The 26,017-nt window shown below is 39.3% G+C and carries 28 protein-coding genes; 14 read left to right on the top strand and 14 right to left on the bottom strand.

Features of this window, described 5'->3' with window-relative positions:
* Positions 1 to 33: 33 nt before the first annotated feature.
* From V4596_06545 to V4596_06535, 3 genes are read left to right on the top strand one after another with little or no spacing between them, the layout of a single operon-like run.
* A complete protein-coding gene (locus tag V4596_06545) occupies positions 34 to 1,050 on the top strand; it encodes a thiamine pyrophosphate-dependent dehydrogenase E1 component subunit alpha (protein MES2768789.1) in 1,017 nt (338 codons plus the stop codon).
* Positions 1,050 to 2,105, top strand: coding sequence for a transketolase C-terminal domain-containing protein (locus tag V4596_06540; GenBank protein ID MES2768788.1), 1,056 nt, complete (start codon positions 1,050 to 1,052; stop codon positions 2,103 to 2,105). The genes V4596_06545 and V4596_06540 overlap by 1 nt, the downstream gene beginning before the upstream one ends.
* Positions 2,106 to 2,131: 26 nt before the next feature.
* A complete protein-coding gene (locus tag V4596_06535) occupies positions 2,132 to 2,950 on the top strand; it encodes a class I SAM-dependent methyltransferase (protein ID MES2768787.1) in 819 nt (272 codons plus the stop codon).
* Between the two features lie 86 nt (positions 2,951 to 3,036).
* Here V4596_06535 and V4596_06530 read toward each other — a convergent pair whose 3' ends face one another.
* The 3 genes from V4596_06530 to V4596_06520 form a co-directional block, all read right to left on the bottom strand.
* A complete protein-coding gene (locus tag V4596_06530) occupies positions 3,037 to 3,393 on the bottom strand; it encodes a hypothetical protein (GenBank protein ID MES2768786.1) in 357 nt (118 codons plus the stop codon).
* 197 nt (positions 3,394 to 3,590) lie between these two features.
* Positions 3,591 to 3,917, bottom strand: coding sequence for a hypothetical protein (locus tag V4596_06525; protein MES2768785.1), 327 nt, complete (start codon positions 3,915 to 3,917; stop codon positions 3,591 to 3,593).
* A 120-nt stretch (positions 3,918 to 4,037) separates the two neighbouring features.
* Positions 4,038 to 4,637 carry a DNA-3-methyladenine glycosylase gene (locus tag V4596_06520; protein MES2768784.1) on the bottom strand — a complete coding sequence of 200 codons (600 nt, stop codon included), beginning with the start codon at positions 4,635 to 4,637 and terminating at the stop codon, positions 4,038 to 4,040.
* Between the two features lie 118 nt (positions 4,638 to 4,755).
* Here V4596_06520 and V4596_06515 point away from each other — a divergent pair, with 118 nt between their 5' ends.
* Positions 4,756 to 5,127: a hypothetical protein gene (locus tag V4596_06515; protein MES2768783.1), complete on the top strand. Its 372-nt coding sequence runs from the start codon at positions 4,756 to 4,758 to the stop codon at positions 5,125 to 5,127.
* Positions 5,128 to 5,186: 59 nt separating this feature from the next.
* Here the strand turns inward: V4596_06515 and V4596_06510 are convergent, their stop codons facing one another.
* A complete protein-coding gene (locus V4596_06510) occupies positions 5,187 to 5,984 on the bottom strand; it encodes a trypsin-like serine protease (GenBank protein ID MES2768782.1) in 798 nt (265 codons plus the stop codon).
* Between the two features lie 165 nt (positions 5,985 to 6,149).
* Positions 6,150 to 8,261 carry an elongation factor G gene (fusA, locus tag V4596_06505; protein ID MES2768781.1) on the bottom strand — a complete coding sequence of 704 codons (2,112 nt, stop codon included), beginning with the start codon at positions 8,259 to 8,261 and terminating at the stop codon, positions 6,150 to 6,152.
* A 184-nt stretch (positions 8,262 to 8,445) separates the two neighbouring features.
* On the opposite strand from fusA, the gene V4596_06500 reads away from it, so the two are divergent.
* Both V4596_06500 and V4596_06495 read left to right on the top strand, forming a co-directional pair.
* Positions 8,446 to 9,927 (top strand): RecQ family ATP-dependent DNA helicase, encoded by a 1,482-nt coding sequence (locus tag V4596_06500; GenBank protein MES2768780.1) that lies wholly within the window; start codon positions 8,446 to 8,448, stop codon positions 9,925 to 9,927.
* The gene (locus V4596_06495; protein MES2768779.1) at positions 9,920 to 10,606 is read left to right on the top strand and encodes a leucyl/phenylalanyl-tRNA--protein transferase; all 687 of its coding nucleotides are present in this window, start codon (positions 9,920 to 9,922) and stop codon (positions 10,604 to 10,606) included. The genes V4596_06500 and V4596_06495 overlap by 8 nt, the downstream gene beginning before the upstream one ends.
* Here V4596_06495 and V4596_06490 read toward each other — a convergent pair.
* Both V4596_06490 and V4596_06485 read right to left on the bottom strand, forming a co-directional pair.
* A complete protein-coding gene (locus V4596_06490) occupies positions 10,593 to 11,459 on the bottom strand; it encodes a hypothetical protein (protein ID MES2768778.1) in 867 nt (288 codons plus the stop codon). The two genes, V4596_06495 and V4596_06490, sit on opposite strands and share 14 nt — an antisense overlap.
* A 113-nt stretch (positions 11,460 to 11,572) precedes the next feature.
* The gene (locus tag V4596_06485; protein ID MES2768777.1) at positions 11,573 to 12,511 is read right to left on the bottom strand and encodes a serine protease; all 939 of its coding nucleotides are present in this window, start codon (positions 12,509 to 12,511) and stop codon (positions 11,573 to 11,575) included.
* A 150-nt stretch (positions 12,512 to 12,661) separates the two neighbouring features.
* On the opposite strand from V4596_06485, the gene V4596_06480 reads away from it, so the two are divergent.
* From V4596_06480 to V4596_06470, 3 genes are read left to right on the top strand one after another with little or no spacing between them, the layout of a single operon-like run.
* Positions 12,662 to 13,621: a serine/threonine protein kinase gene (locus V4596_06480; GenBank protein MES2768776.1), complete on the top strand. Its 960-nt coding sequence runs from the start codon at positions 12,662 to 12,664 to the stop codon at positions 13,619 to 13,621.
* Positions 13,609 to 14,502, top strand: coding sequence for a radical SAM protein (locus V4596_06475; GenBank protein ID MES2768775.1), 894 nt, complete (start codon positions 13,609 to 13,611; stop codon positions 14,500 to 14,502). Before V4596_06480 ends, V4596_06475 begins: the two co-directional genes overlap by 13 nt.
* Positions 14,503 to 14,543: 41 nt before the next feature.
* Positions 14,544 to 15,776, top strand: a complete 1,233-nt coding sequence (locus tag V4596_06470; GenBank protein ID MES2768774.1) for an MFS transporter — start codon at positions 14,544 to 14,546, stop codon at positions 15,774 to 15,776.
* A 7-nt stretch (positions 15,777 to 15,783) separates the two neighbouring features.
* On the opposite strand, the gene galE is transcribed toward V4596_06470, so the two are convergent.
* Genes galE through V4596_06455 form a run of 3 tightly spaced genes read right to left on the bottom strand, consistent with a single transcriptional unit; the run spans position 15,784 to position 18,306 of the window.
* Complete coding sequence (gene galE, locus V4596_06465; protein ID MES2768773.1) at positions 15,784 to 16,755, bottom strand: UDP-glucose 4-epimerase GalE; 972 nt, start codon at positions 16,753 to 16,755, stop codon at positions 15,784 to 15,786.
* 31 nt (positions 16,756 to 16,786) lie between these two features.
* Positions 16,787 to 17,698, bottom strand: a complete 912-nt coding sequence (locus tag V4596_06460) for a 2OG-Fe(II) oxygenase (protein MES2768772.1) — start codon at positions 17,696 to 17,698, stop codon at positions 16,787 to 16,789.
* A gap of 29 nt (positions 17,699 to 17,727) precedes the next feature.
* Positions 17,728 to 18,306 (bottom strand): histidine phosphatase family protein, encoded by a 579-nt coding sequence (locus V4596_06455; GenBank protein MES2768771.1) that lies wholly within the window; start codon positions 18,304 to 18,306, stop codon positions 17,728 to 17,730.
* Between the two features lie 73 nt (positions 18,307 to 18,379).
* On the opposite strand from V4596_06455, the gene V4596_06450 reads away from it, so the two are divergent.
* Positions 18,380 to 18,880, top strand: coding sequence for a GNAT family N-acetyltransferase (locus V4596_06450; protein ID MES2768770.1), 501 nt, complete (start codon positions 18,380 to 18,382; stop codon positions 18,878 to 18,880).
* Between the two features lie 771 nt (positions 18,881 to 19,651).
* Here V4596_06450 and V4596_06445 read toward each other — a convergent pair.
* Entirely contained in the window at positions 19,652 to 20,839 is a 1,188-nt protein-coding gene (locus V4596_06445; GenBank protein ID MES2768769.1) for a hypothetical protein, read from the bottom strand.
* A 289-nt stretch (positions 20,840 to 21,128) separates the two neighbouring features.
* Here V4596_06445 and V4596_06440 point away from each other — a divergent pair, with 289 nt between their 5' ends.
* From V4596_06440 to V4596_06430, 3 genes are read left to right on the top strand one after another with little or no spacing between them, the layout of a single operon-like run.
* Complete coding sequence (locus V4596_06440) at positions 21,129 to 21,341, top strand: hypothetical protein (protein MES2768768.1); 213 nt, start codon at positions 21,129 to 21,131, stop codon at positions 21,339 to 21,341.
* A gap of 2 nt (positions 21,342 to 21,343) precedes the next feature.
* Entirely contained in the window at positions 21,344 to 21,838 is a 495-nt protein-coding gene (gene msrA, locus V4596_06435) for a peptide-methionine (S)-S-oxide reductase MsrA (GenBank protein MES2768767.1), read from the top strand.
* A 1-nt stretch (position 21,839) separates the two neighbouring features.
* A complete protein-coding gene (locus V4596_06430; protein ID MES2768766.1) occupies positions 21,840 to 22,487 on the top strand; it encodes a M24 family metallopeptidase in 648 nt (215 codons plus the stop codon).
* On the opposite strand, the gene V4596_06425 is transcribed toward V4596_06430, so the two are convergent.
* From V4596_06425 to V4596_06415, 3 genes are all read right to left on the bottom strand, one after another.
* Positions 22,484 to 23,557: an AI-2E family transporter gene (locus V4596_06425; GenBank protein ID MES2768765.1), complete on the bottom strand. Its 1,074-nt coding sequence runs from the start codon at positions 23,555 to 23,557 to the stop codon at positions 22,484 to 22,486. The genes V4596_06430 and V4596_06425 overlap by 4 nt on opposite strands.
* Positions 23,554 to 24,810, bottom strand: coding sequence for an NAD(P)/FAD-dependent oxidoreductase (locus tag V4596_06420; GenBank protein MES2768764.1), 1,257 nt, complete (start codon positions 24,808 to 24,810; stop codon positions 23,554 to 23,556). The genes V4596_06425 and V4596_06420 overlap by 4 nt, the downstream gene beginning before the upstream one ends.
* Positions 24,811 to 24,884: 74 nt before the next feature.
* Positions 24,885 to 25,388: a DUF3011 domain-containing protein gene (locus tag V4596_06415; GenBank protein ID MES2768763.1), complete on the bottom strand. Its 504-nt coding sequence runs from the start codon at positions 25,386 to 25,388 to the stop codon at positions 24,885 to 24,887.
* 133 nt (positions 25,389 to 25,521) lie between these two features.
* On the opposite strand from V4596_06415, the gene V4596_06410 reads away from it, so the two are divergent.
* The gene (locus tag V4596_06410; GenBank protein ID MES2768762.1) at positions 25,522 to 26,010 is read left to right on the top strand and encodes a glutathione peroxidase; all 489 of its coding nucleotides are present in this window, start codon (positions 25,522 to 25,524) and stop codon (positions 26,008 to 26,010) included.
* Positions 26,011 to 26,017: the final 7 nt, after the last annotated feature.

The following is a 26,017-nucleotide window of genomic DNA, read 5'->3' as shown; positions in this document are numbered from 1 at the left end:
CAAAAGGTGCGGCTCACCTTTATGTTCTAGCGTATGGGCAAAAAAGCGATGAATGAGAAGCTCTTACTACCTAAGGAGCTTCTTCTCAATATACATAATTTAATGGTTAAAACTCGCATCTTAGAAGAGCGACTCATTCGTATTTATAAAATGGGTGAGGCATTCTTTTGGATTGGTGGACCTGGGGAAGAAGCGATGGGTGTTCCCCTCGGGCTTTTGGCGAATAAAGGCCAAGGTATCAAGCACGATTGGTTTCATTTGCACTATAGAGCAACGCCAACATTGATTGCCATGGGCATGCCGATGATTGATTCGATCCGACTCATCATGAACAGAGCTACAGATCCATCAACGGGTGGAAGAAATTTCTCTGGTCACTACTGCTATCCGCAATGGAATATTGCGCCCATTACCTCGCCCATTGAAGTTCAGTACTCTCAAGCACTCGGTACGGCTTGGGTTCAAAAAAGAAGTAATACGAAGAGCATTACAGTGGTTTCTGGCGGTGATGCTGGAACGGCAGAAGGTGATTTTGCATCCGCACTTGTATGGTCATCGCGTCCAGGTCGAGAGCTTCCAATGCTTATGACTGTGCAAAACAACAAGTGGGGAATTTCAACAAACTACGATTCTCAGCACGGAGAAAAAAACATCTGTGATCGAGGAAGAGCTTTTGGAATTCGTTCTTCAACAATTTACGGAAATGATCCGGAAGAAGCTTACATCCGACTCAAAGAAGAAATGGACTATGTTAGAAAAGAAAGAAAACCCGCATTGGTAGAGATCTTTGTATCTCGTCTTTACGGACATTCTTCAGCTTCGGGCGCAAGCTATGTGAGCAACGAAGAAGATCCATTAAAAATCACAGAAGCCAAACTTCTAAAGCACGGCTTAATCACTGAAGCGCAAATCAAAAAAATGTATTTTGACTACGATGAAGAATCAAAGCGTGATTTAGAAATCGTGAGACTTGAAGTTGGTCCAAGCGCCGATACCATCTGGGATCATGTTTTCGTAAATAACGAAAATGCGGATTGGAGAAAATTCTAATGGCAAATATGGCTCAAGCAATCAGAATGGCTCTTCACTATGCTGAAACAAATCTCGAAGTGAAAGATATCTTTGGGCAAGATGTGGGGATGCCTCTCGGTGGAGTTTTCACGGCAACTCAAGGCTTGAAAACAACTTGGAATACACCTCTGGATGAAAGAGGAATCGTTGGTATGGCGACTGGAATCGCAATGACTGGCGAAAGATGTGTGGCTGAGATTCAATTCGTTGATTACATCTTTAATACTATCGATCTTTTAAAATTAGTTGGAAATATGAATTGGGCCTCCAATGGCAAAGTCACTTTACCGTTGGTTTTGATGACTCCAACGGGAGCAGGTATCAGAGGATCGCTCTACCACAGTCATAGCTTTGATGCCTGGGCCTCAAGACTTCCAGGTTGGAAAATTGTAATGCCGTCAACACCACTGGATGCCTACGGATTATTGTTAGCCGCAATTGAAGATCCAAATCCGGTGATGTTCTTAAAACCAAAAGCTCTTTTAAGAGTTAAGGGGAAAGAATTAATTCCGGGTGAACCAGAGAGCGAAACAGAATTGAAGGCCATGATCGATGCGCCACTCGGAGACCGTACAAAGTGGAAAGCAAAATGGCCAGATCTCAAACATCATAAAATTGAAATCGGGAAAGCGAAAATCGTCAAAGAAGGAACGGATCTCACAGTGGTAAGTTACGGAAGACCACTTTTGATTTGCGAAGAGATTGCCATCGAAATGCAAGAGCAAGGTAAGTCTTTAGAAGTGATTGATTTAAGATCGATTTATCCTTATGACTGGCAAACAATTAAAAATTCGATTTTGAAAACAAAAAGAGTCATTTTTGTAAACGAAGACACTGAAGTCACAAACTTTGGTGAGCATTTGGCTTATAGAGCTTCACAGGAATTGTTCTATGATCTCTATGCAAGGCCAAAAGTTCATGCAGGAAAAAATCTTCCAGGAATTGGGCTCCATCCAAATCTTGAGGAGGCTTCTGTTCCGCATAAGCATGATATTATCGAGGCGATTAACGAAGTTTTAAACGACATTCCTTAACAATAGTAAAACACAAGTAAGGCATCATGAGCAAAGCAGCTGATAATAAAGCTAAAGACGTTCCCAAGGGATTTGATAAATACCACTACTACATCGAATCGGTACAAAATCCGAAAAACGATGCGGAATTTTTTTTAAAAACTTATAAGGAAATAAAAAAGAAAAATCCAAAATCTCTGAGAGAAGACTTTTGCGGAACTTTTTCTATATGTTGTGAATGGGTAAGGTTAGATAAGACTTTTACCGCAGTAGGTGTGGATTTGGATAAAGAACCTATTGAGTATGGTCTCAAAAACTACCTTCCAAAACTCACATCTGATCAGCAGTCTCGTACCGAAGTTTTGAATAAAAATGTTTTAGACAAAAAACTCCCTCCTACAGATATCATAGCTGCCCTTAATTTTTCATATTTTCTATTTAAGAAAAGAGAGCTGCTAAAAAAATATTTTGAAAATTGCCTGAGAACTTTAAATAAGAACGGAATTCTTATTATTGACTGTTTTGGTGGTGGACAGTGTCAGGCAGCTATTGAAGAAGAAACTCCATTCAAAGATTTCTCTTATTTTTGGGACCAAATAAACTACAACCCTGTAAAGAACGAAGCCGAATTTTTTATTCACTACAAACTCAAGGGTCAGCCGAAAATTGAAAAAGTATTTTACTATGACTGGAGAATGTGGACCATTGCGGAGCTGACAGATTTATTGAGTGAAGTGGGTTTTAAAAAAAGCACGGTATATTGGGAAGGTAACGACTCAAAGGGCGAAGGCAATGGCGAATTCTCTCCTTCAGAAATAGGAGAGGAGTGCGATTCATGGATTGCTTATATCGTCTCTGAAAAATAAGCTTGTCTCACAAATGCACTCCTCATTACATCACTAATGAAAGTGATGTCTTCAGGCCATTGAGTCCTAGCATCCTAATAATAATATTAGGTGAGGCGTCGTGACTGTAACCAGTCATCGATTTGGATGTTCATAGAGTTATGAAGTCCCTCAATCGCCTTGTTCAGCCAATTACGATCTTTAGAATCTTCTTCCGAAGGATCCACAGTTGTACTGGCTTCAAAATGTGTATTGCTCCCATTCACTGTTATATTAAAATAGTACTTACCGAATCTTTTTTTGCATTCCGCAGAAAAAGTTGCATCACTTGGCATTTTACCAATGATATCTTCTAGAATCGAATAAGCTTTCTTTTGAAATTCTTCACGAGGGGTGAACCCATCGACTTTGAATTTCGAAAATGGGATTATTGTTCTATTTAACTTTAGGTTGTGTAATTCCATGAGGCCCCTCCTATACTTTGTTAGAATACGTTCAGTTGTATAAGTATATTATCGCAGAATTAGGAAAAGGCGTTAGGTCTAATGTGAGATGTGGTAACATCTATAAAATTGAGATAGAAACTTGGTGATTTCTACACACCCATGTATCTAAAGGTGTGCCTAAAGGTGTCTCAAAATGCGTCTGTTAACCTGATTTTTTAAACTGCTTTTAATTGTGAAAGTGGTTCTCTGAATTTATTGAGTTGGCCGCGAAGAAGATTGGACATGTTGTCGATGGCTTTTACTTGCCAGCCTCTTTGAGCGGTGTCTTCTCTCTTTGGATCGAGAATAGATTGAGCACTCAAAATCACATCGTCTGTTTTAAAAATAATTTGGAAGAAAAATTTATTAGCAAAATAAGTGCAGCGAGCTTCGCATTCGCAATCGAATGGAATTTGACCTTTTAAATCGTTAAGAACTTCGTTGGCTTTTTCTTCGAATTCTTTACGTGGTGTAAAATCAAAATATTCAAATTGCAGGTTCATAAATCTCCCTTTGATCTCTCTAAATATATTATTATTTTAACATTGAAAGAGTGAAATATAGAGGGATTTTCATAGGGGAATCGTCATGGGACAATATTCTAGTCTCAGATCGAGACGAGCCTACTTTTTTGAAATAAACTGACTATCTTTTATATAGTATCTGAGTGGCCAATCTTTTGCTTCTCCAGCGTAGTCTATGCCTATACGCGGTTTCATAACGATTTTAGAGGGGCTTATTTTAGAATGATCTTCAATGAAGATTTGGTTTTCGGCGAGAGAAAGACCGTTCAAATCCTTGGTTATATTTAAAGCCTGCGCGAGTTTTCCTGGACCAGTAGTGAGTTGTTTGAGGTCATCTTTGCCCCTGAAGGACTTCATAAGTTCGATATTTTCAAGCGGCTCTAACGCGCGAATTAGCACCGCTTCAGGGTGTTTCGAAGTTCTAGTGACGACGTTAAAACAGAAGTACATTCCATAAATAAAATAAACATAAGAATGCCCACCATCGAGATACATGGGCTTTAATCTCTCCGTCATTCGCCCTCCAAAAGAGTGGCAGGCCATGTCCTTAATCCCCAAATAAGCCTCGGTCTCCGTGATGATCCCTGAGATGCGCTTGCCTTTGTAAATGCGTACAAGCTTTTTGCCCAAAAGCTCTTTTGCGACTTTTTTCGTACTTTGTCTGTAGAAGGATTGAGGGAGTGACATTGGCATATTCATACTGAAAGTTTGTTTGTCAGTCGATAATTTTTAAGTTTAAATCATCCTATGCGAATACAAGGCTTCTCATTGTCTCTAGGAGTTCAACTTATTAAATCATAATTGGGTGGTATTTTTTATGAAAACAATTTTATTTGGCTTGGTTATTTTTTTCTGTGGTGTGAATTTGTGGGCGTCTCACTCTGGAGAGTTCAGTAAAGAGTCTATTGATTTTGCAAATAAACTGATCCTTTGTCCTAAAGAAGTTTTAATAATTATGACAACGCCAGACACTCGAATTGTTGAAGCAAGTTACAGTGGTGATGAGATTCCTGGCGGCAAAGGTGTTTACACCGAGTATGTCATTCAATTTGAACAAACTGCTTCTAGTTTTAGAACAACAAGAACTACATTGAGCATAGGTGAAAAAATAATTCCTTTAAATACTCAACCCCTAGATGCTTTGGACAAAAGCGTAGAAATTTCCTGCAATATAATAATAGAAAAATAATTTTTTAGAGCTTACCCTGTAAGTAATAAGCTCTAGGATGTGCTTTCTTTATTTTGAGTTTAGAGTGATCCTTCTTCAATAAGCTCGACGGCCATTTTGCTAATCCACTCTGCGACATAAGGTACGGAAGATAAGAAGCCGCGGCCCAAGCAATCACGATCTCCTCCAGAGATAACTCCGAGTAACTTGAGTTTATTGCCATCTTGAATGTACCCTGGTCCTCCGGAGTCTCCCTGGCATCCTCCTCCACCAAAAAAAGCATAATTAAAAAGATAAGGTGCATTTTTTTCTGTTTCGGCAATTTTAACTGTAACTTTATAGAGACTTCCGGCGTTTAGCAGAGGGTTATAACTGCGAAGTCCGTAGCCAGCAAGAATAACTTCAGTGCCTTTTTTGAGCACACTTGCATCACTTTCAATTTCAACTGGCTTCCAACCTTTTGGTGCGTCTTGACTCAGTTTAATAAGGGCAATGTCTACTCCATTTGTTGTGTATTCAGGGTGAATTCTTCCTGTCTCGAGGGTAACAAATTTTACTTCCGAATCAGAAGAATCTACCCAACTTGGTTTCGCTAAGCCAAAACCAACGTACAAATTTTCTACATTCACGGTTGTATGATTTGCCACACAATGTGCTGCAGTTAAAACTAATCTCTTATGAATCAAAGTTCCGGTGCAGTTGTTAATTAAGCCACCATTTTCGCGGCGAAGTGAAACCGTAGACTTAGCTTCTAGATCCTCAAGCTTTACTTCGGTTCCCCCAACTATTCTTAGTTTAATAGGCTTGTTATGCAATTTTGGATTTGCATAGGAAGTTTGAATAAATAAAAAAATAATTGAGATCGCAATGAATTTCATAATACCCCACCTTGTCGTAGAGAAGTTTAATTAATCTTATAGCTTTGTCTAGAAGGAAGATGTTAATTTGAAAAAACTGCTCTCTTTTATGAGCGTCATGGGTGCAAAAAAAAGAGGCTCGTAAATTACGAGCCTCTTATCAATTTCTAGATTAATTTTTAAGAATTACTTCTTATTTTCTTCAGCTCTTTTCTTTTGGTATTCCTTGATCATATCTTCTTGGATTGCTCTTGGTACTGGAGAGTACTTAGCAAATTCCATAGAGAATTGACCTTTACCTTGAGTTGCAGAACGAAGATCAGTTGAGTAACCAAACATTTCTGTTAATGGAACTTCACACTCAATCGTAGTTTCAGCATGTTCTGTACCAGAACCCATGATAACACCACGACGTTGGTTCACTTGACCCATGACCGCACCTTGGAATTCTTCAGGAACAGTGATTTCCACTTTCATGATTGGTTCTAAGATTGTCGGTTGAGCTGACATGTAAGCTTCTCTGATCGCAGCTTGCGCACAAATTCTGAAAGCCATTTCTGATGAATCCACTGGATGGAATCCACCGTCGTTAACGATCATCTTCACGCCGATTACAGGAGCGCCAGTCAACATACCTTTTTTAAGCTGTTCTTGGAAACCCTTGTCACAAGCTGGAACGTATTCACGAGGAATCGATCCACCCTTAGTGTCATCAGAGAATTCGTAAATTTTCTTTGGATCTTCTGGATCAGCTGGAAGCGGTTCCATTCTTCCACCGATTTTTGCGTACTGACCAGCACCACCAGTTTGTTTTTTATGAACTGTTACGAAATCAACAGACTTTGCAACTGTTTCTCTAAACGCAACTTGTGGTTTACCAACGACAACTTCCGTATCAAATTCACGCTTCATACGTTCAACGTAAATCTCTAGATGCAATTCTCCCATTCCAGAAATAATTGTTTCCGCAGATTCTTCGTCTCTATGAACTCTGAAAGTTGGATCTTCTTTAGTGAACTTGTTCAAAGCTTTAGAGAAGTTTGTAGTCGAAGTTTTATCTTTCGGTGCAATCGCTAAAGAGATAACTGGATCAGCAATGTACATAGACTCTAATGTCACGTTCCATTGACCGTCAGTGAAAGTATCCCCTGATGCACACTCAATACCGAAACTTGCGATGATATCTCCAGCTGATGCTGATTCGATATCTTCCATGTCGTCAGAATGCATGCGCACTAAGCGTGGAACTTTAACTTTCTTACCATCAACAACGTTATAGATCATATCGCCTTTTTTGATCGTCCCTTGGTAAATTCTCATGAACGTTAATTGTCCATAAGGAGATTTCTCAAGTTTGAACGCAAGCATTACAAGTGGCTTATCATCCACAGATTCAAGTACGATTTTTTCTTCTTTCTTATCAATGTTTAAAGCAACGTTTTCAATTTCAGTTGGATTTGGAAGATAGTTTCCAACGCCATCAAGTAACGCTTGAATACCTTTGTTCTTGTAAGCTGAACCCAACATTACCGGAACGAATTTCAATCCAAGTGCACCTTTTCTGATCGCTTCTTGAAGTTCGGCAGCGCCAACTTCTTCTTCCATCAAGAATTTCTCTCCAACGCCTTCGTCGAAGTCTGCAACTACGCTGATAAGCTCAGCTCTAGTTGCTTTTGCATCTTCAAGTAATTCCGCTGGAATTGGTTTTTCAACAACAGTTTCGCCGTTATCGCCTTCGTAGTAGTAAGCAACCATTTTCACGAGGTCCACTTGACCCACGTGAGCGTCTTCTAATCCGATTGGGATTTGAATCATGGCAGCGTTCAATTTTAATTTTTCTCTGATTTGCGCACAAACTCTTTTAGGGTTAGCACCAACGCGGTCACATTTGTTAACAAATGCGATACGTGGAACTTTGTAACGCTTCATCTGTCTATCCACGGTCAAAGTTTGAGCTTGAACACCAGATACAGAACAAAGAACAAGAATAGCGCCATCTAGAACTCTTAAAGATCTTTCCACTTCAACTGTGAAGTCAACGTGTCCCGGAGTATCGATGATGTTGATTGTGTATTCTTTCCAGCGGCAGTATGTAGCAGCAGATTTAATCGTGATCCCTTTTTCTCTTTCAAGATCCATAGAATCCATTGTCGCGCCAACTCCATCTTTTCCACGAACTTCATGGATTTGATGAATACGTCCTGTGTAATACAAGATACGCTCGGTAAGAGTAGTCTTACCAGAATCGATGTGGGCTGAAATCCCGATGTTACGAACTAAGTCTAAATTTGTTGCCATTGTGCTCCTGCCTGTACCCTTATGGTTTTTTTAATAATGGTTTTAATAAACTGCCAACAAATTGGTGTCAGTTATTAGGTTTTTTATATTTAAATATCTGTAAATTTAAAGATTGGTAAAGTAGCATAAGAAGTGAGATTTACAAGCGAAAAATTCCAGCGAAAGTTGTCAGAAGAGGTTTGAAATGCCTACAAAAACGGCACTTAAAATTGAGCCACAAAAAATCCTTAAAGAAGTGTTCGGTCACGATATTTTTAGAGGAGACCAAAAAGCCGTTATTGATTCTGTTTTAGCAGGGCAGGATAGCCTTTGTCTTATGCCTACAGGAATGGGGAAAAGCCTCTGTTTTCAAATCCCTGCAAGGATTTTAGGAGGTTTAACGGTGGTGATATCTCCACTGATTGCGCTAATGCAGGATCAAGCAGCTAAGGCCAAAGAGCGGGGTTTTAAGGTCGCAGACATTCACTCCCTTTTAAAAAAAGAAGACAGAGAGAAGCGTTATAAAAAACTCAAAAACCAAGAGTACGAACTGCTTTTTGTGGCTCCCGAGCGCTTTCGTAAAGAGGAATTTAGAGAAGCTCTGAAGGCCAATCAGGTGAATCTGTTGGCCATAGACGAAGCTCATTGTATCTCAGAATGGGGTCATGATTTTAGACCGGACTATACCAGAATCAAGGAAATGCGCGAGTTCATGGGAAACCCAACAACTCTAATGCTCACAGCAACCGCAACACCTGAGGTGCAAAAAGATATATTGAAGCAAGTGGGTTTGGATGAGGACAAAGTTCGAACTTTCCATTCAGGCATCAAAAGAGAAAATTTAAGTCTTAATGTAGATGATCTTTATGGGGAAGAACAAAAAATTCAAAGATTGATCGAAGTGGCTTCGAGAATTAAAGGGCCAAAGATTGTTTATTTTTCTCTGATCTCAACTTTAGAAAAGTGCTCAGAAAAAATCGATAAAAAATTTCCTCATCTCAAATACCATGGACAACTTCCAAGAGGTTTGCGCCAAAAGATGCAAAAGCAATTCATCCGGTCTGACCTTGGCGACGAAGACGATCATCTGATCTTGGCAACACCTGCTTTTGGTTTGGGAATTGATAAACAAAATATCAGAGCGGTTATGCACTTCGAGCTGCCGGCAAATATCGAAGCCCTTTATCAAGAAATGGGTCGTGCGGGGAGGGATGGAAAGCCTTCTGAGTGTCACGTGCTTTATGATGAAGACGATGTGACGATTCAAATGGAATTTTTAAAGTGGGCGCATCCAGACGCAGAGTTTATTTCTAGAGTTTATCAATACATTAAACAGAATACGGAGAAAGCAAATCAAGAGGGCTTAGATGCAATCCGAGAGAATCTCCATTTCTACAATCGAAAAGATTTTAGATTAGAAACAGCTCTTAATCTTTTTGATCGCTGGGAAGTGACCTCCGGTGATATTTTAGATAAAGATCTTAAGGTGATCGCAGAACTTCCTGCAAAACTCGTAGATCAGAAGAGAATTTCTGAAAGACTTAAAAATAGCCAAATGAATTTATTAAAACTCCTTCAATGGGTGAAAACTTCAGAGTGCCGCGCTCTTGAAATCTACAAGTACTTTGGATTTGAAGACATTAAGAAATGTGGAATCTGTGACAATTGTAAGGCTAGTAATGAGTGAAGATTTAAGAAAGTACTTTCAGATCACTAGTTTTCCGGATCCAATGACGGCTTCGGAAGATGGAGTCCTTTGTTTTGGCGGAGAGTTTGAAAGAGATTTACTTCTCGATGCTTATATTCATGGAATCTTTCCTTGGCCTCATGAAGGATATCCATTACTTTGGTTTTTCCCTAAAGAGCGTGGTGTGCTGGATTTTAAAGATCTACATATTCCACAATCACTGGGGAAGCTCATCAAAAAAAATCTCTATACTTTTAGGATGAATACGCGCTTTAACGACGTCATCGAGCAATGTTCTCTCGTTCCAAGAAAAAATCAAAAAGGAACTTGGATCACAGACGAGATGCAAGTGGCCTATAAAGATCTCTATGATGAAGGTCATATTCTCTGCATAGAATGTTACAGAAAGAATTCGAACGGCGACGAGGTACTCGTGGGAGGTCTCTATGGTGTTCTTGTCGCGGGAGTCTTCAGCGGCGAGAGTATGTTTGGTTTAGAAAGTAATGTTTCTAAACTCTGCGTAATCGAAGCGATCAAAAGGCTTCAGGGTATTGGTTTAGATTGGATGGACATTCAGATGGTCACACCCGTTCTTGAGTCTCTTGGTGGAAAATACATTTCACGCGAAGAATACAAGCAGAGACTCGATGCTGTTCATAAAATATTTATAAAGGCGTAGTTTTTAAATCCTCATCTGTACTCACGGCACTGGGTGCTTCCGTTTTTGGTATTGTAGAAGTCAATTCATTGAGTTCTTCGCCAAGGGTTTTTTCTTTTTTCTCTTTATTGAAATTGACAGGAGTCTTATGGAGAATTTTTGCTAAGTGCAAGTATCTTGCGTAGAGTTGCTTGTTTGCTTTTTCCAAAGTTGCAAACTGTGTAACATAATTGCAATTGTAGTATTCTGCCAAATCGCTAGATAAGTTTTTTAGATCCTCTATTACAGAAGAAATAGGCGATTTGTCTTTAGTTTTAAATGAGGCAAGAGGATAGCTCTTTAAAATTTGCTCTTTGTTGTTAGTAACGAAATATTTTTCAGTGAAAATAAGATCTGTTCCTGAAAAATTTAGATTTTTGAATGACCCACTTCTTATCTCAATAAAAACGCCCGTTTGAATTTGATTTTTTTGTACTGGTTTAATGCAACCTTCATCTTTCCAGGCAACGTAACGGATGTTTTTTCCACTGAATCCACCTTTCTGATTTACTGGGTAATAAAACCTTTCTCTGGTGCTGTTGTTATTGAGTAAGTGAGCAAGGCGATTGAATTGGGATTTATTTTTATAGCGATAAACACTTTCTAGGGCGTAGACATAGAGAGATTCTGTAAGGTGTCTGACTTCATCGAAAGAGCTTTTGCCTTTTTTGATATTTTCTCTTATTTTTTTAATATCACTAATTTGGCTCTCTAAAGTTTTTTCCGCGCGATCATATTCTGCGTTCAATAGGATTTTTTGAGCGTAAGGAATTTCGGCCTTGGCGATAGGAAGCGAAAAAATAGATGTGATTAAAATTAAATAAATAAGGCGCATAAATTGACTCCATTACAAATTGACCTAAAGAAAATTCATTCTCTAGAAGATGTATCTCCTTAGAAAGGATCTTGTAAGTTAAGAGCAAATATTAATGCAAATTGTTGGCCAGATTATGGAGAGTTGAAGTGAGAGTTTACAAATTCATTGAGGGTGACATTCTTTGAAACCCGGATGGCATTCATGATCTCTCCTCCAGGGACAGCGTAGGACATGTAACTCCATAGAAGATTAGATTGTTTTTCAATCCATTCATAGACATTAAGACTATTTAGGAGAGTGATAGGTTTAGAGGTTGAAGTTGCCCAATTGAGGCCTACAACTTTTCCGGTGCTTTCACTAATAACCGCCGATCCAGAATCGCCACTTGAAATTTCGCACGCATGAACAAACGATCGTGCATTGTAGGATGTTTCATCCGATTGCACTGTCAGTAGTATAGTTTTGTAGGTGGTGGTCGCTACAACGCAAGTTTGAGAGTTTTCATAAGTGAGCTTTCCGTTGCTATTGCGCTCAATTCCGTATCCCGCTGTGACAAGTTTGTGTCCCGGTTTGTATTCATTAACAAAATCAAATTTCAAAGCGATATTTTCAAAACGATATTCATCTTTTTTATCAACTCGAATGGTAAAGAATGTGGCTTCTAGATCACGGAATTTATCAATGATCAGGCCACAACTGAAAGATTTTTGCATATTTGCAAAATAAACTTTTCCTGTACGGCAAATTTCTTGTTCCGAGAGGACATGGTAGTTGGTTAACATGAGGTGTACGCCGTTGAATTTACCCAGGTAAAACGCAGATCCTTGCTCATTTTTTAGATCTACTCGAGCCGTAGCTTTGATGGCGCTATTGAGAGCCTCCGTGGAAGTGAGTTTTCCATCGAAAGTCGTACGGCTCCATTCTTCGCCGACTTGAAGTTGCTTTTTATTACTTTTAAGATTGAATATTTTAAAGTCTTGAGCCAGAGCTGCATTGGCAAATAAAACCAAGCTCAATCCTGCTAGAATTGACATGGCTAAAACGAACTTTAGCGTTAATCTCTGAAACATCCCCCGATACCCCTCTTCCGAATCTCTCTTCCGAACCCCTCTAAAGTGTAACAATTATGGGGGAAAGAGCGGTTAATGGCTAAAAGTAAAAAAATAGAGTGCGGTTTTTCTAATAGATTTATATATTTTATCTGTGCATAAGGTTAACCCGTGACGAAAAATTTTTACGAACTCACCCCAGATCAGGTTTTGATAGGTATCGAATCCCTTGGATTCAGCACAACGGGGGAATTTACTCAGCTCAACTCCTACGAAAATAGGGTTTTTGAGGTTCGGTTAGAAGAAAATGACCTCAACTGTGAGAAGCTTATTGCTAAGTTCTATCGTCCGGGTCGTTGGAGCATGGATGCCATCAAGGATGAACATCAATTCCTCGCTGATCTTAAAAACGAAGGTGTCGAAGTTGTAGCTCCTTATGAGTTCACACCCAAAAATGATAAAGCCCAGACTGTATTTTCTCATCAAGACATTTACTTTAGCTTATTTCCCAAATTTTATGGACGTATGCCGCAGGAACTTTTGCCAGGAGATTTTCAAAAGATTGGAAGAACGCTGGCGTTGATCCACAATGTGGGCTCTCGGCAAAAAGCAAAATATAGGCCCTCGATGACAGCCGATATTTATGGACGTCAGAGTTTAAAGATTCTAAAAAATGCCGTTGCCATGGAAATGTGGCCCCGCTATGAAAAAGCCGCAATTCAAATTATCGAATATCTAGAAGATTATCTAGAGCCTGAAAATTTCATTCGTATTCATGGAGATTGCCATCGAGGAAATTTGTTGAATGATGGAAAGAGTTTCTTTTTTGTGGATTTCGATGATATGTGCAATGGACCCGAGGCTCAAGATTTTTGGATGTTGCTCAGCCAGGACCAAATGGATGAAGAGATTGATGAAATTTTGTCTGGTTATACTGAGATTAGAGATTTTGATGAATCACAAATTGATTTGTTTGAGCCTTTAAGAGGTTTAAGAATTATTCATTACGCAAAATGGATTGCTGCGCGATGGACAGATCCATCTTTTCCAAGATTATTTCCAGACTTTCAAAGTTACAGTTATTGGGCGCAAGAGACGGAACAGTTGGAGAAGATTGCATGGAATTTGTAACTTCACACGTATTTGATCGCATCTACGTGGAGATTTCCAATATTTGTAATCTTCAGTGTGATTTCTGTCCTCCAGTATTAAGAGACAAAAAGGTCATGGCTATCGAAAGCTTTGAAAAAATTGTTTCACAAATCCAAGGAAAAACCAAAGAAATTTGTTTGCATCTTATGGGTGAGCCTTTGGGTCACCCTCATTTGAAAGAAATTCTAGACATCTGTGTGAAGCATGATGTGAAAGTGAATTTCACTACCAATGGAGTTTTACTTAATCATCAAAAAGTGGAATTGCTTTTAAATCCAATTGTTAGGCAAGTGAATATTTCGATTCATAGTTTTGAAGCCAATCATAAGGAAAAAGATGTTACACCTTATATGGATAAGGTTTTTAACTTTGTAGATATGGCTTTCGAAAAACGGCCTGATATCTATATCAACTATCGAATTTGGGATTTAGCTGATCCTTTGAGTCTTTCTCCAAAGAATGCATTAATTAGAAAAATGATTGAAAACAAATACAGCTTTGATTTTGCTACTTTGAAAATCGATATCCGTAGGGTTAAGGGTTATAAAATTATAAACCGTCTGTATGTGAACTTTGATTCTAGGTTTGAATGGCCATCAATGAATCAGCCTATAAGATCAGAGAAGGGCTTTTGCCATGCGCTGACTCACCATATTGGGATTCATGCGGACGGCACCGTTGTTCCGTGCTGCCTGGATAAAGAAGCTTCCATAAATCTAGGTAACTGCCTGGAAACGGATTTAAAAACAATTCTGATGGGCGATAAAGCAAGCCAAATGAGAAAAGGTTTTGCTGCTAAAACTCTTGTTGAATCTCTTTGTCAGCGTTGTGACTTTGCTAAAAGATTCGACAGAAAATAAAGAGATTTGCTCTGCCTGATCAAGAAGCGTATATTGCAAATATGTCTAAACGCGAACTGAAGATTCTGTTGTTGCTAGCGAGTGCTCAATTCACCAATATCGTAGATTTTATGATCATGATGCCGCTCGAGCCGCAGCTTGTCCGCATGTTTGGTATAACGCCTGTGCAGTTCAGTCTCTTGGTAGCATCTTATTCTTTGAGTGCGGGAGTTTCGGCGATTTTTAGCTCGTTTTTTGTGGACGATTATGATCGCAAAAAATCATTTTTACTTATTTATCTTGGATTTTTAGTGGGTACCTTGTTGTGCGCGAGTTCTCCTTCTTTTGAAATTTTATTGGCAGCAAGAGTTTTCACAGGCTTCTTTGGTGGCGTGATGGGATCGCAAATCATGTCTATCGTAGGAGATATCATTCATCCCAATTTTCGAGGCAGAGCTATGGGTGTCATTATGGGATCCTTCTCGGCGGCTTCGGTGCTTGGAGTTCCGATGGGTCTCTTCATTGCGGCCCATATGACATGGCATGCGCCATTTTATAGTTTAGTGGCTATTGGCACAGTGGTTTTTATTTTTGCTTTTAAAACTTTGCCTCCGATGAAGGCTCACCTGAAGATGGACAGTAAAAAAAGAAGTAAGACAGAAATCTATTCTTACATTTGGGCAAGACCAAAACTCATTTGGGCTTTGAGTCTATTTCCGATGCTTATGCTCGCTCACTTTACGGTGATTCCGTTTATCAGTCCTTACATGTCCGCAAACATTGGTTTTACCGATGCCGAGCTTTCGTACATTTACTTTTGTGGAGGAGCCTTTACGATTGTGAGTTCTCAGTTGGTGGGACGTTGGGTAGATAAAACTTCTTCTTACCATGTTTTTAAAATTTTGGCTTTTATGGCGCTCATTCCGATTTTTGCACTCACTCATCTTCCTCCTGTTCCCATTTGGGTAGCATTGGTTATCACGACTACTTTCTTTGTTATAGGAAGCTCTCGTATGATTGCGGCAATGACCGCGGTAACAGGATGTATTGAACCTCGTTTTCGTGGAGGTTTTATGAGTATCAATACCGCTCTCCAGCAGTTGGGATCAGGTGTTGCGTCTTTTATTGCGGGACTCATGGTGGTCAGAGCAGAGGATGGCAAGTTACTTCATTACAATTGGACAAGCTACGTGGTTTTAGTGGCAACTTTTGGATGTCTTTATATTTTTAAACAGTTTAAAGATTTGAAAGTGCAGCCTGCCGTAGATCCGATTCCGCCAGAGCCTGTTGCTTAAGATTGTGCTAAAGATTCTTTTTATGCCAGTTGTATGCGGTTCTGATGATTTCTTTGATGTCTTTTATTTCTGGGGTCCATTTTAAAATATTTTTTGCTTTTGTAGAATCAGAAACTAAGACTGCGGGATCACCGGATCGTCGAGGATAAATTTCTGCATTCACTTTGAGATTAGAAACTTCTTCTACGGCTTTTACGATTTCTTTAACTGAAAATGCTTTTTCGTTACCAAGATTGAAATAATCAAAATTCTTGTCTGAGGTATTTAGATACTTAAGAGCCAGAACATGGGCTTCAGCAAGATCTGCTACATGAATGTAATCTCTTAAGCAAGTTCCATCTGGAGTGGAATAATCGCTACCGAAAATTTTTAAAACTTTATTTTTAAGAGCAGATTCAATGGCTAGAGGAATAATATGAGTCTCAGGCTCATGATTTTCACCGATGAGTGATTCGGGATCAGCGCCTGCGGCATTGAAGTATCGCAAACAAACAGATCTCAAGCCGTAAGCCGGTGCATAATCTCTTAATATTTTTTCAATCATTAATTTGGTTTGACCATAGGGATTGATAGGGTTTTGTGGGAGTTCTTCCGTGAGTGGAATTTTTTCTGGAATTCCGTAAGTGGCGCAAGTCGAAGAGAAAATGATTTTCTTAACGTTGGCCTTAAGCATTCCTTCCAACAGAGATAAAGAGCCTTGAACATTATTTTTGTAATATAAAGTAGGATTTTCTACGGACTCCCCAACATAAGCAAAGGCTGCAAAGTGAAGGACAGCTTCTATTTGATATTGCTTGAGGGTTTGTTCAACTTTGGTTGTATCTAGAATATCTCCATGAATAAGTGGACCCCACTTCACAAAGTCTTCGTGGCCACGGCTGAGATTGTCGTAAACAATTGGATTTAATCCATGTTTCTTTAATTGTTTACAGGCGTGGCTACCAATATATCCAGCTCCACCAGTGACGAGTACATTCATTTAAGAATCTCCATTAAGTTCTGAAAAAAGCTTAGCGCGATTGAAATAAAAAAGGAAGAGTAATTTCCGTTCGTGTTTTTGCCTTTGGGAAGGTCTTGTTTTTGAGAAAGAGCTCCATTTCATTGAGTAATTTTACGGTAGGAATATTTCTCTCGATCGAGATGAGCGTATTTGTTAAGAAGTACAGACGATCTATTTTTCCTTTAGGATTAATTTCCATGCGGATAGCAAGGGTGCCGGTGACAAAAGAATATTTATCAAAGATAGGTTCCATCTCGTAGATCATTTCGTTTAAAAGCGAAGTGGTTTTCTTTTCACCGAGGCCTCCGTGAATGATAGGACGAGGATTTGTAAACCAGCCATGGATGACGACTCGAGCTTTGAGTGGATCTTGAGCTCCTCGCACGGGACTTACTCCGTGAGGAATTCTGGGATCAAATACTAAAAGTTGATTAAAGTTAGCAGGAATTTTTGTGGTGAGCTCTTTCATTTCGATGCCACTCATCTTTTCAAAATTGTTCCAGTAGTCGAGGGTAGAGGGTTTTAAGAGAACCGTTTCGCCGCCTGTGAATTCACGTTTGCTCCAGGGAGTGAGAGAGTACACATAGGCCCACGGTCCGTGGGGAACGTCGGCATGAAGATCTTGTTTGCAGCCGTCGACATAATAACTGATCCAAGGAGGAGTGATGCCATCACAACCCAAATATTTTTGCCCGAATTCAATTAAGTTTTGTGAGAAATTCTGAAATATTTTTTTAGAAAAAATATTTTCAGCTTCCGTTCTGATCAAAGTATATTGGTCTTCCACAAACCAATAGTCCCAAACGAAGCGATCTGGCGATGTCTTTTTGGGATCTTTGAACTTTGCTTCGAACTCATGTCGGAGTTTTAAGGCGTCATCAAAAAAATGCGGAATTTTATGTATGGGTTGATAAGACTTCATCTATCGTTTCCTGCTGGTCGTTTCGATGTCTATAGACATATCTCATGGTATTTGTATTCAACAATGTCTTTGTTCTTTTGAGAGTATATTTTAAAGATCTGGCAATTATCACTCTTTATAAGCTCTAGATTAAAGATCTTTTGAATTTTATACCAGACACCGCCGTGAGCGACGACTAGGATAGGGCCGGGGAGACTTAGAGCTTTATTCAATCCGTTGAAAACACGATTTTTAAAAATATCTCGAGTTTCGCCCTCGGGAGGTTCTTCGTTGCCTAAAAACAAAGGAGCAACGTCTATCCAAGACTTTCCTTCCCATTCGCCAAAGTGCCATTCGATAAATTCTGGAAACTCGAGCATAGGTTTTTGCAGGAGTTCATTGATGTAGCCAGCGGTTTGTTTGGCTCTGGTCATGGTGCTCACGCAGATGGTTTGAATTTCTGGACATTTGGTCTTTAGAATTTGCGCCGCTTTTGCGGCCTGAAGGTGACCTTCCTCGTTTAAGAGAATGTCGTTACTTCCGCCGGCCATCAGCTGATTAACGTTAGCGTCGGTTCTACCGTGACGGATAAAGTAAAAATATTCAAATAGAGGAAGAGAATTGGACATAGTTTCCTTAAGCATTGTTTTTATGATCGATACAGATTGAAAATAAACTTTTTTTATTCTAAAAACAAGGCCTATGAGTATTAATCCAAGCACAAATAAAACTTTAAAAATCCGCAATGCCACTAAAGAAGATGTTTCTTTGATTCTACAACTGATAAAAGAAATCGCCGAGTACGAAAAGCTTTCGCACGAAGTGATAGCCACGGAAGAAATTGTATATGAAAGTCTTTTTGGAAAAGAAAAATCCGCCGAAGTTATTATTGGCGAATATGAGAATGAAACGGTCGGTTATGCATTGTTCTTTCACAATTTCTCAACCTTTTTGGGTAAGAAAGGTCTTTATCTCGAAGATTTGTTTGTGCGTCCTCAATATCGGGGAATGGGCTTTGGTAAAAAGCTTTTACTCCATTTAGTGAAGATTTCAAAAGACCGTAATTGCGGTAGAATGGAATGGTCCGTTCTTAATTGGAATACGCCAGCTATTGAATTCTATAAGTCCTTAGGAGCAAAGCCTATGGAGGAGTGGACTGTTTATCGTTTAGATGAGGCGGCTATTTCTAAATTGATAAATTAGAAATTTTTTGAAAACTTTTCGTATTGCTTATTTGACAACTTAAAAAGACAACGGCATTGTGCATTTCTATGCCTAGAAAGTTTTTAATTTTTTTATTGCTTATGCACTCTGTAATTAGTTTTTTTGTTTTTAAACAAGTAAGCATTTGGACAGTATTTCCTCCTTTTTCAGAGCTTTATGTAAATCAAATATTTTCCGATCTGTTGGTATCCGTCGGCTTAGTCCTAATGTTCATATTTATGCAGTTGAAAAAAAAGCAGAGATCTTACAAATACTTTTACCTTTGCTGTATTGGAGTCATATTCATGGGCTCTTTTTCGCCACTGATTTATCTCCTCTATGAAAAAGACCTCTTCGATTAATATTTACTAAAGCGTACTTCTTGGTTTTTCTTACTGTCGCTAAGAAGAAAGATCCTTCTTTTCAACGCAAAGCTTCTATCACGTCGCAAGTAGGAGCTAAAGAAGCGTAAACCCAAATTTAGCGCGCGATCAAAAATTCTGTAAGTTTAAAGCTAATTATAAGTTAAAAGTATTTGGATTTTGCCCAGCACTGTTTACTGGTCGTTCATTTCGAAGACGAAAGTTCTTTAAGAACCCGAGCCGCGTAGACTTTTGACTTGCTGCAACTGCAGCGCGATACTCATCACCTAATACTACAAGTTCTTCCATATCTGATCGCATTCTATTTACAACAGATTTTAGTTTCATTCGACTCATAAACACAACTTTCTCGTTAGTGATTTATTAGAATGCATATTGCATGCCTGTATCAAAGTGGATCGTCCGAAACGAACTGGTAAACCACTGGTTCTCGCGCTAAGACGGCCTCAGGGTAAGCAGGATCTACATATTTTATTGAAGGCTTTGGAAAATAAAGTAAACGCATATCATTGGCCGTGACTTCGATTAAGATTCCACCTACTTCGCCATAACGAGCAAACAGTCCGGCGCCTTTATCTATGAAGTTGTTTGCAGTGTCTTCAATCTCAAGATTTATTTTTTCATGATCATGAAAAATATCATGCAAGCCTTGTCTGACGGTACTTCCGGTTGCAATTTTAACAAGGCGTTGGAATCTGAAGTTATTGGTTCCTTCAAAATATAAATCAAGATCGGATGAATCAATTTTTGCTCGGCGACTAACGAAACTACCTTTGAAATAAACTTTGGCTTTAGTATCAGGAATAGCTTTTAAATAATCTTGAAAAAGTTTATAAGTTTGTAGAATTTGAGAAAATCGATAATTTCCAAATCCTGCTTCATGTACGACGGCCTGATTTTCTTCGGTGTACGTTTCGTATGCTTTCAGAACTCCGTGACGCATGACATTTGCTTCGAAGTTTTTGTCAGCATCTATCAAAAAGCGCAAAATGGCTTCATAGGAACGTTTAGACGGTAATTCGTAATCACGATTTATCTTATTCAGAGTTGAAAGGGCGTAATTTTCTGAAATTATTTCTTTAAGCATTGTTTTTTGTTTCGGATTTAAAATCAAAAGTAAGTCTGCAAAGGAATAAAGTTCCTGCCTACTAGTTCCCGAGCGAGCTAATGATGTCAGTTTCCTTTCCCACATGATGGGATCAAAAAGAGCCAACGCAATGTCCCTAAGTTTAGATTGGTCAAAACGATGGGTGACATCGTACATTTGCCTTACGTGAGCGATAAAGTCTTTTCGCTCACGATCGCTTAGGCGAGAACTCAGAGTTACGATATCGTGTAGTGCATACATTCCAGGTTTTTTATGATGGTAAAAATTCGTAAGTTCTTGATACAGTTTAAGGTCCGAAAGTATTTTCGAAATAGTTAAAGCGGCAGAATCGGCATTGCCAACATTGAATATGGCTGAACATGATGTGGGAACTGTTGCTTGATTAGCTAGGACAAATATTGGCACTCCTATGGTAAAGAAATGAACAATAAAAGCTGGTAAAAACAATAGGATCAGTTTAGTTCTCATTCGATAAGAGAATGCAATAAAAAGACCACACCATCTACAGCTGATTGTGTGCGTACGACGCAGTACAGATTCAAATAGAAATTTTATTGGTAGAACCCGTGGCATTTTTAAAAATCGCGGTAATGTGAGTGTTATTTGCGTAAGTAAAACCAGCGAGAATATTTGATAATATACTTTCTATTTAAAACTCTTCTTAACTTCTACAAGTTATGGTCATAAATATATTGGAAATTGACTATTTTTTGTAAGATTATTAGTGTTCTGGTTACTCACTTTAAAGGGGTTATTTATGAAACTTGTATTTGCGTTATTTTTATCTATTTTTGCTTTAAATTTTGCGGTGGCGGAGGAGTCGGCGGTTCAAAAGATTGATCGTTCGGCGCAGGAAGCGGTGGATGAAGTGAAAGTGGCGGGTAAGAAAATTGTGCGTAAACTTCAGAAAGCCACGAACAATAACGACACTAAAGCTGAAGACAGTAAAAAAAAAGACCTGAAGGAGTAAAGATGTCAGAGAAAATAGAGGTCGCAACTTTAGCTGGCGGATGTTTTTGGGGAGTGGAAGAACTCCTTCGTAAACTCGATGGAGTTATCGAAACAGAAGTGGGCTACACCGGCGGTAAAGGTAGTGCGCCAACTTACGAATTTGTGAAAACTGGAACCACGGGCCACGCTGAAGCAGTCCAAATTAAATTTGATCCTGCAAAAATTAGTTATGAAGAAATTCTTAAATATTTTTTTAGACTTCATGACCCGACACAAGTGAATGGTCAGGGTAATGACCACGGAACTCAATATCGCTCAGCTATTTTCTATCACGACGACAATCAAAAGAAGATTGCGCAGGCAGTGAAAGAAAAAGTCGATACCTCTGGAAAATGGAAATCCAAAGTTGTTACCGAAATTATTTCTTTTGATAAGTGGTATTCAGCAGAAGGGTATCATCAAGATTATCTACAGAAAAATCCAAACGGCTATACTTGCCATTTTTTAAGAGATTAAGATGTTAGAGGCAGTCGGAGAAAATTTCAATTCGGATTCTATAGAGAAAGCACGCCACCGCACCTGGGATCTCGTGAACGCTATTGCTGAAAGAGTTCGTCCTGGACAAACCGAAAAAGACATCGAAGAAATTTCTAAGGGATTGTTCGAAGAATTTGGTTCAGAGAAGAAGTGGCATCCGTCAAAGCTACGCTTTGGAATCAATACTTTGAAGGCCTTTAGAGAGGTTTCAGAACCTAATGTGGTTTTACAGGAAAATGATTTATTCTTTATTGACATTGGTCCGGTGTTCTTCGGTCACGAAGGAGACTGTGGCAAAACTTTCGCCGTAGGAAATAATAAAGAACATCACGATGTGATCAAAGCGTCAGAAGAAATTTTTCATGAAGTAAAAAACTGTTGGAAAGAAACTGGGAAATCCGGTGCTGAACTTTATGAATTTGCAAAAGACGCCACTAAGAAGCGCGGCTATGTGATGACATTGAATGGCGCCTCTGGGCATCGCATTGGCGATTTCCCGCACGCTCTTTATCATAAAGGACAACTTGTAGATTTTAAGGAAAAGCCATCAGCACAGAGATGGATTTTAGAAATTCAAATCAGACATCCCGAAAAGCACTTTGGTGCTTTCTACGAAGACATGCTCTAGCTTTGACCGTTTAATTGTTTAGAGGTCTCTCTAAAATCTTTTACGTAAATCGGTAAGCAGCTTGAGGCTACAGCCAAGATCAAGGGGCCGATAAATAATCCGGGTAATCCAAAGATAATAATCCCTCCAAGAATTCCTAATAAACTCCATAGCGGATGGACTTCGCCGGATCCACTGAGCATCATCGGGCGAATGAAGTTGTCAGAGATCCCCGCTACAGTTCCCACAACCATCATTATGATCCCAGCCGTAGATTCACCAGAGACTAAGGCATAAGCACCCAAGGCGTAAGCCACAGGAGCTGCACCTACGACAGGTATGAACGAGAATACAAAAGTTATAAATCCCACCACAAAGAAATTTCCAGTGTTGGTGAGATGGGCTCCAGCCGCAACCACAATGGATTGGATAGCTCCCGTCACGACATTGGAAACGATCACAGATCTACAGCTCACAACAATATTTTCGACAAGCTTCTCGGCATTCTTAGGCGAGAGGAACGAATATTTTTTTAAAGTGGCATAGATTTTTTCATTTTCAACCAAGCCAAAGTACATTGTGAGTAAAGCGATAAAGAATGCCAATACAAAATCAGGAAGTTTTGTAAAGAAGTCCGTGAGTGCAGCTAGAATAAATGCGCCTATAGAGTTATAAATTTTATCAAACACAGCAGAGGGATCTGGAATATCAATTCCAAATCTCCCGGCAGTTTTTTCGGCAAAGTTTTCTATTTTTTGAATATTTTTTTGCTCTTCAGGTTTTAGATCTTGAGTTGGTTTTTTAGAATCTAAAGTTTTTTGGACAAATTCTGTTGTGACTCTTGCGCCTTTTAAAACGACAAGAGTCGTTGGTACCGCGAACACCAATGAGAAAACGAGCAGGGAAGTGAGTGCAGCGAGAGAGGGATTCCATTTTTTCTCTACCATTTTTTTGTACATGGGAAAAATCACAACACAGAGAATTCCACCAAGGGCTAATGGAAGTAAAAATGGTGTGAGTAGAATTAAAACTGAAAGAGCAAGAAACACAATGATGAGGCTTTTGAAAACCTGTGTCCATTTGAAATTCATTTTGTGGATCTCCATTCCTTGTCAACTATCAATCGGGCGCCGCGCTTTAAAGTCATATAAGACCACGCCCATTGGAAAAAAACAATAAAGCGATTCTTGAAACCTATTAAATAATAAATATGAATAAAGAGCCAAGCTGCCCAGGCAAAGAATCCGCCAAATTGGATATTGTTCACCTGAAGAACAGCCTTTTTACGGCCAATGGTTGCAGTAATTCCTTTATCTAAGTAACGGAAAGGTTCTGTAGGTTTATTTTGTAGTTTTCTTATAATATTTTTTGCTGCATGTTTGCCTTGTTGTATGGCAACTGGCGCAAGACCTGGCAAGGGCTTTCCTTTTTCATCAAAATGAGCCTGATCACCTAAAACAAAAACTTCTGGATAATTAGGTAAAGACAAATCTTTTTCCACCATCACGCGACCTTGAGGATCAAGGGGAGTGCCCAAGGTTTTTCCTAAGCTCGAAGGCAAAACTCCAGCTGCCCAAAGAATGGTTTTTGCTCTGATCACTTCGCTTCCAAGTTCAACGCTTTCTGCATTCACTTTTGAAACGCGAGACGATGTCCATATCTGAACACCAAGTTGTTCCAAATCTCGAGCGGCGCGTTTTGACATTTTTTCTGAAAATGCAGCCAAGACTCGATTGCCGGCTTCAATAAGAATCACGCGAGTTCTTGCAGGATCAATATTTCTAAAATCTTTTTCTAAAGTATAGCGACTGATCTCAGCTATGGCTCCAGCAAGTTCAACTCCTGTGGGTCCGCCACCAACAATGACAAAAGTAAGAAGTTGTTTTTGTTTTTCTATATCCGTTTCTTTTTCCGCATCTTCAAATGCGAGCAAAATTCTTCTTCTGATCTCGGTAGCTTGCTCTAAAGTTTTAAGGCCTGGAGAAAACTCTTCCCATTCATTATGGCCAAAATAACTGTGCTTAGCGCCGCAAGCTAGAATGAGATAATCATAAGAGAGAGGCTTATCGCTACCATAAATGGTTTTATTTTTTAAATCGACGCGTTCAACATTACCTAGATATACAGTAACATTTTTTTGATCAGAAAATACGGAACGAATTGGCGTAGCGATGTCCGCAGGAGAAAGTCCTGCCGTGGCTACTTGATACAGTAGCGGTTGGAACAAATGATAATTTCTTCGGTCAATGAGAGTAATATGAACGTCTTGATTATTTTTTAGAATTTTTACTGCGTTGATGCCCGCAAAGCCTGCGCCGACAACAACAACTTGTGTTTGCTTCATCTTTAACCTTTGTCTGACCTCAGGCCAAGATGGAAACATAACACAAGCTGATGTTCGTGGCTAAATTTTTAAGATTATCTACCAACTACGCGGAATGTTGCTCTGCAACCACCGATAACCATGATTGAGTTGCCTCTCACTTGGTAAGTTGCTCCCGCAATGCATGGAGCTCTCGAATGTTGTCTTAACAGATCGATTCTTTGCACTTGGTATAATCCTGTGTAGCAAATATTTGGTCTGCTGCTGTTGCTTTCACAAGTGATTATGTTTTCTCTATAGTATGGAACTGGGCCTGGTCCCCATCCGCCGCCGTGTCCTGGATTTCCTGGGAAGAATCCTCCGCCGTGATGCGGTGGGCGATGGTCTCTTCTATCATCACGTCTGTCATCTCTTCGATCGTCGCGTCTGTCATCTCTTCTATCATCACGTCTATCTTCTCTTCGATCGTCGCGTCTGTCATCTCTTCTATCATCACGTCTATCTTCTCTGCGATCACGTCTGCCATCCCTATCACCAGGATCAGCAAATGCTGAAACCGAGATAAGTACCGCAAGAATTGCCAATAAAACTCTTTTCATATATCCTCCAGTTAAAACTAAGAACCCTATTTCTTAGTGTTGATTAATTGCGAGGTTTGCTAATGCAAGCGATGCCAAAAAAACTTGGTGTCAAAAAGCCTTAGCGCTATAACAGAACTGAGATGGAGAATTTATGTCAGAACAAAAAACTGTGTATTCGTTTCATGCAAAAGGTCTAAATGGAGAAGATATTCCTCTGGAAAAATTTCAAGGAAAAGCGTTACTCATCGTGAATGTCGCAAGCAAGTGCGGTTTTACACCACAGTATAAAGGCCTCGAAGAAATTTATCGTAAGTATAAAGACAAGGGTTTTGAAGTATTGGGATTCCCATGCAATCAATTTGGCGCACAAGAGCCCGGTGATGCAGAAGAGATAAAAAATTTTTGTAGCTTAACTTATGATGTTTCTTTTCCTATGTTTCAAAAAGTAGAGGTGAATGGTGATGAAGCTCATCCTCTTTACCAATATTTAAAGAAAGAAGAAAAAGGAATTTTAGGAACTGAAGCCATCAAATGGAACTTCACAAAATTCCTAGTAGATAAAAATGGAAAAGTTATAGAAAGATTTGCTCCTCAAGCAAAGCCTGAGGATCTTGGCAAAGATATCGAAAAGGTTTTATAACCTTTTC

This window comes from Bdellovibrionota bacterium, assembly GCA_040386775.1.
Taxonomy (GTDB): domain Bacteria; phylum Bdellovibrionota; class Bdellovibrionia; order Bdellovibrionales; family JAEYZS01; genus JAEYZS01.
Note: the sequence above shows the minus strand (reverse complement) of the source record. Positions and strands in the feature narration are given on the sequence as shown.

Coding starts and splice junctions, on each gene's coding strand:
- V4596_06475 (MES2768775.1), top strand. CDS start 13,609: ATGGAATTTGTAACTTCACACGTATTTGATCGCATCTACGTGGAGATT.
- V4596_06490 (MES2768778.1), bottom strand. CDS start 11,459: ATGCGCCTTATTTATTTAATTTTAATCACATCTATTTTTTCGCTTCCT.
- V4596_06545 (MES2768789.1), top strand. CDS start 34: ATGGGCAAAAAAGCGATGAATGAGAAGCTCTTACTACCTAAGGAGCTT.
- V4596_06510 (MES2768782.1), bottom strand. CDS start 5,984: ATGAAATTCATTGCGATCTCAATTATTTTTTTATTTATTCAAACTTCC.
- V4596_06420 (MES2768764.1), bottom strand. CDS start 24,810: ATGAAGCAAACACAAGTTGTTGTTGTCGGCGCAGGCTTTGCGGGCATC.
- V4596_06485 (MES2768777.1), bottom strand. CDS start 12,511: ATGTTTCAGAGATTAACGCTAAAGTTCGTTTTAGCCATGTCAATTCTA.
- V4596_06530 (MES2768786.1), bottom strand. CDS start 3,393: ATGGAATTACACAACCTAAAGTTAAATAGAACAATAATCCCATTTTCG.
- V4596_06470 (MES2768774.1), top strand. CDS start 14,544: ATGTCTAAACGCGAACTGAAGATTCTGTTGTTGCTAGCGAGTGCTCAA.
- V4596_06455 (MES2768771.1), bottom strand. CDS start 18,306: ATGTCCAATTCTCTTCCTCTATTTGAATATTTTTACTTTATCCGTCAC.
- V4596_06425 (MES2768765.1), bottom strand. CDS start 23,557: ATGAATTTCAAATGGACACAGGTTTTCAAAAGCCTCATCATTGTGTTT.
- V4596_06430 (MES2768766.1), top strand. CDS start 21,840: ATGTTAGAGGCAGTCGGAGAAAATTTCAATTCGGATTCTATAGAGAAA.
- V4596_06415 (MES2768763.1), bottom strand. CDS start 25,388: ATGAAAAGAGTTTTATTGGCAATTCTTGCGGTACTTATCTCGGTTTCA.
- V4596_06515 (MES2768783.1), top strand. CDS start 4,756: ATGAAAACAATTTTATTTGGCTTGGTTATTTTTTTCTGTGGTGTGAAT.
- fusA (MES2768781.1), bottom strand. CDS start 8,261: ATGGCAACAAATTTAGACTTAGTTCGTAACATCGGGATTTCAGCCCAC.
- V4596_06525 (MES2768785.1), bottom strand. CDS start 3,917: ATGAACCTGCAATTTGAATATTTTGATTTTACACCACGTAAAGAATTC.
- galE (MES2768773.1), bottom strand. CDS start 16,755: ATGAATGTACTCGTCACTGGTGGAGCTGGATATATTGGTAGCCACGCC.
- V4596_06410 (MES2768762.1), top strand. CDS start 25,522: ATGTCAGAACAAAAAACTGTGTATTCGTTTCATGCAAAAGGTCTAAAT.
- V4596_06495 (MES2768779.1), top strand. CDS start 9,920: ATGAGTGAAGATTTAAGAAAGTACTTTCAGATCACTAGTTTTCCGGAT.
- V4596_06535 (MES2768787.1), top strand. CDS start 2,132: ATGAGCAAAGCAGCTGATAATAAAGCTAAAGACGTTCCCAAGGGATTT.
- V4596_06500 (MES2768780.1), top strand. CDS start 8,446: ATGCCTACAAAAACGGCACTTAAAATTGAGCCACAAAAAATCCTTAAA.
- V4596_06460 (MES2768772.1), bottom strand. CDS start 17,698: ATGAAGTCTTATCAACCCATACATAAAATTCCGCATTTTTTTGATGAC.
- V4596_06445 (MES2768769.1), bottom strand. CDS start 20,839: ATGAGAACTAAACTGATCCTATTGTTTTTACCAGCTTTTATTGTTCAT.
- V4596_06440 (MES2768768.1), top strand. CDS start 21,129: ATGAAACTTGTATTTGCGTTATTTTTATCTATTTTTGCTTTAAATTTT.
- msrA (MES2768767.1), top strand. CDS start 21,344: ATGTCAGAGAAAATAGAGGTCGCAACTTTAGCTGGCGGATGTTTTTGG.
- V4596_06520 (MES2768784.1), bottom strand. CDS start 4,637: ATGAATATGCCAATGTCACTCCCTCAATCCTTCTACAGACAAAGTACG.
- V4596_06450 (MES2768770.1), top strand. CDS start 18,380: ATGAGTATTAATCCAAGCACAAATAAAACTTTAAAAATCCGCAATGCC.
- V4596_06540 (MES2768788.1), top strand. CDS start 1,050: ATGGCAAATATGGCTCAAGCAATCAGAATGGCTCTTCACTATGCTGAA.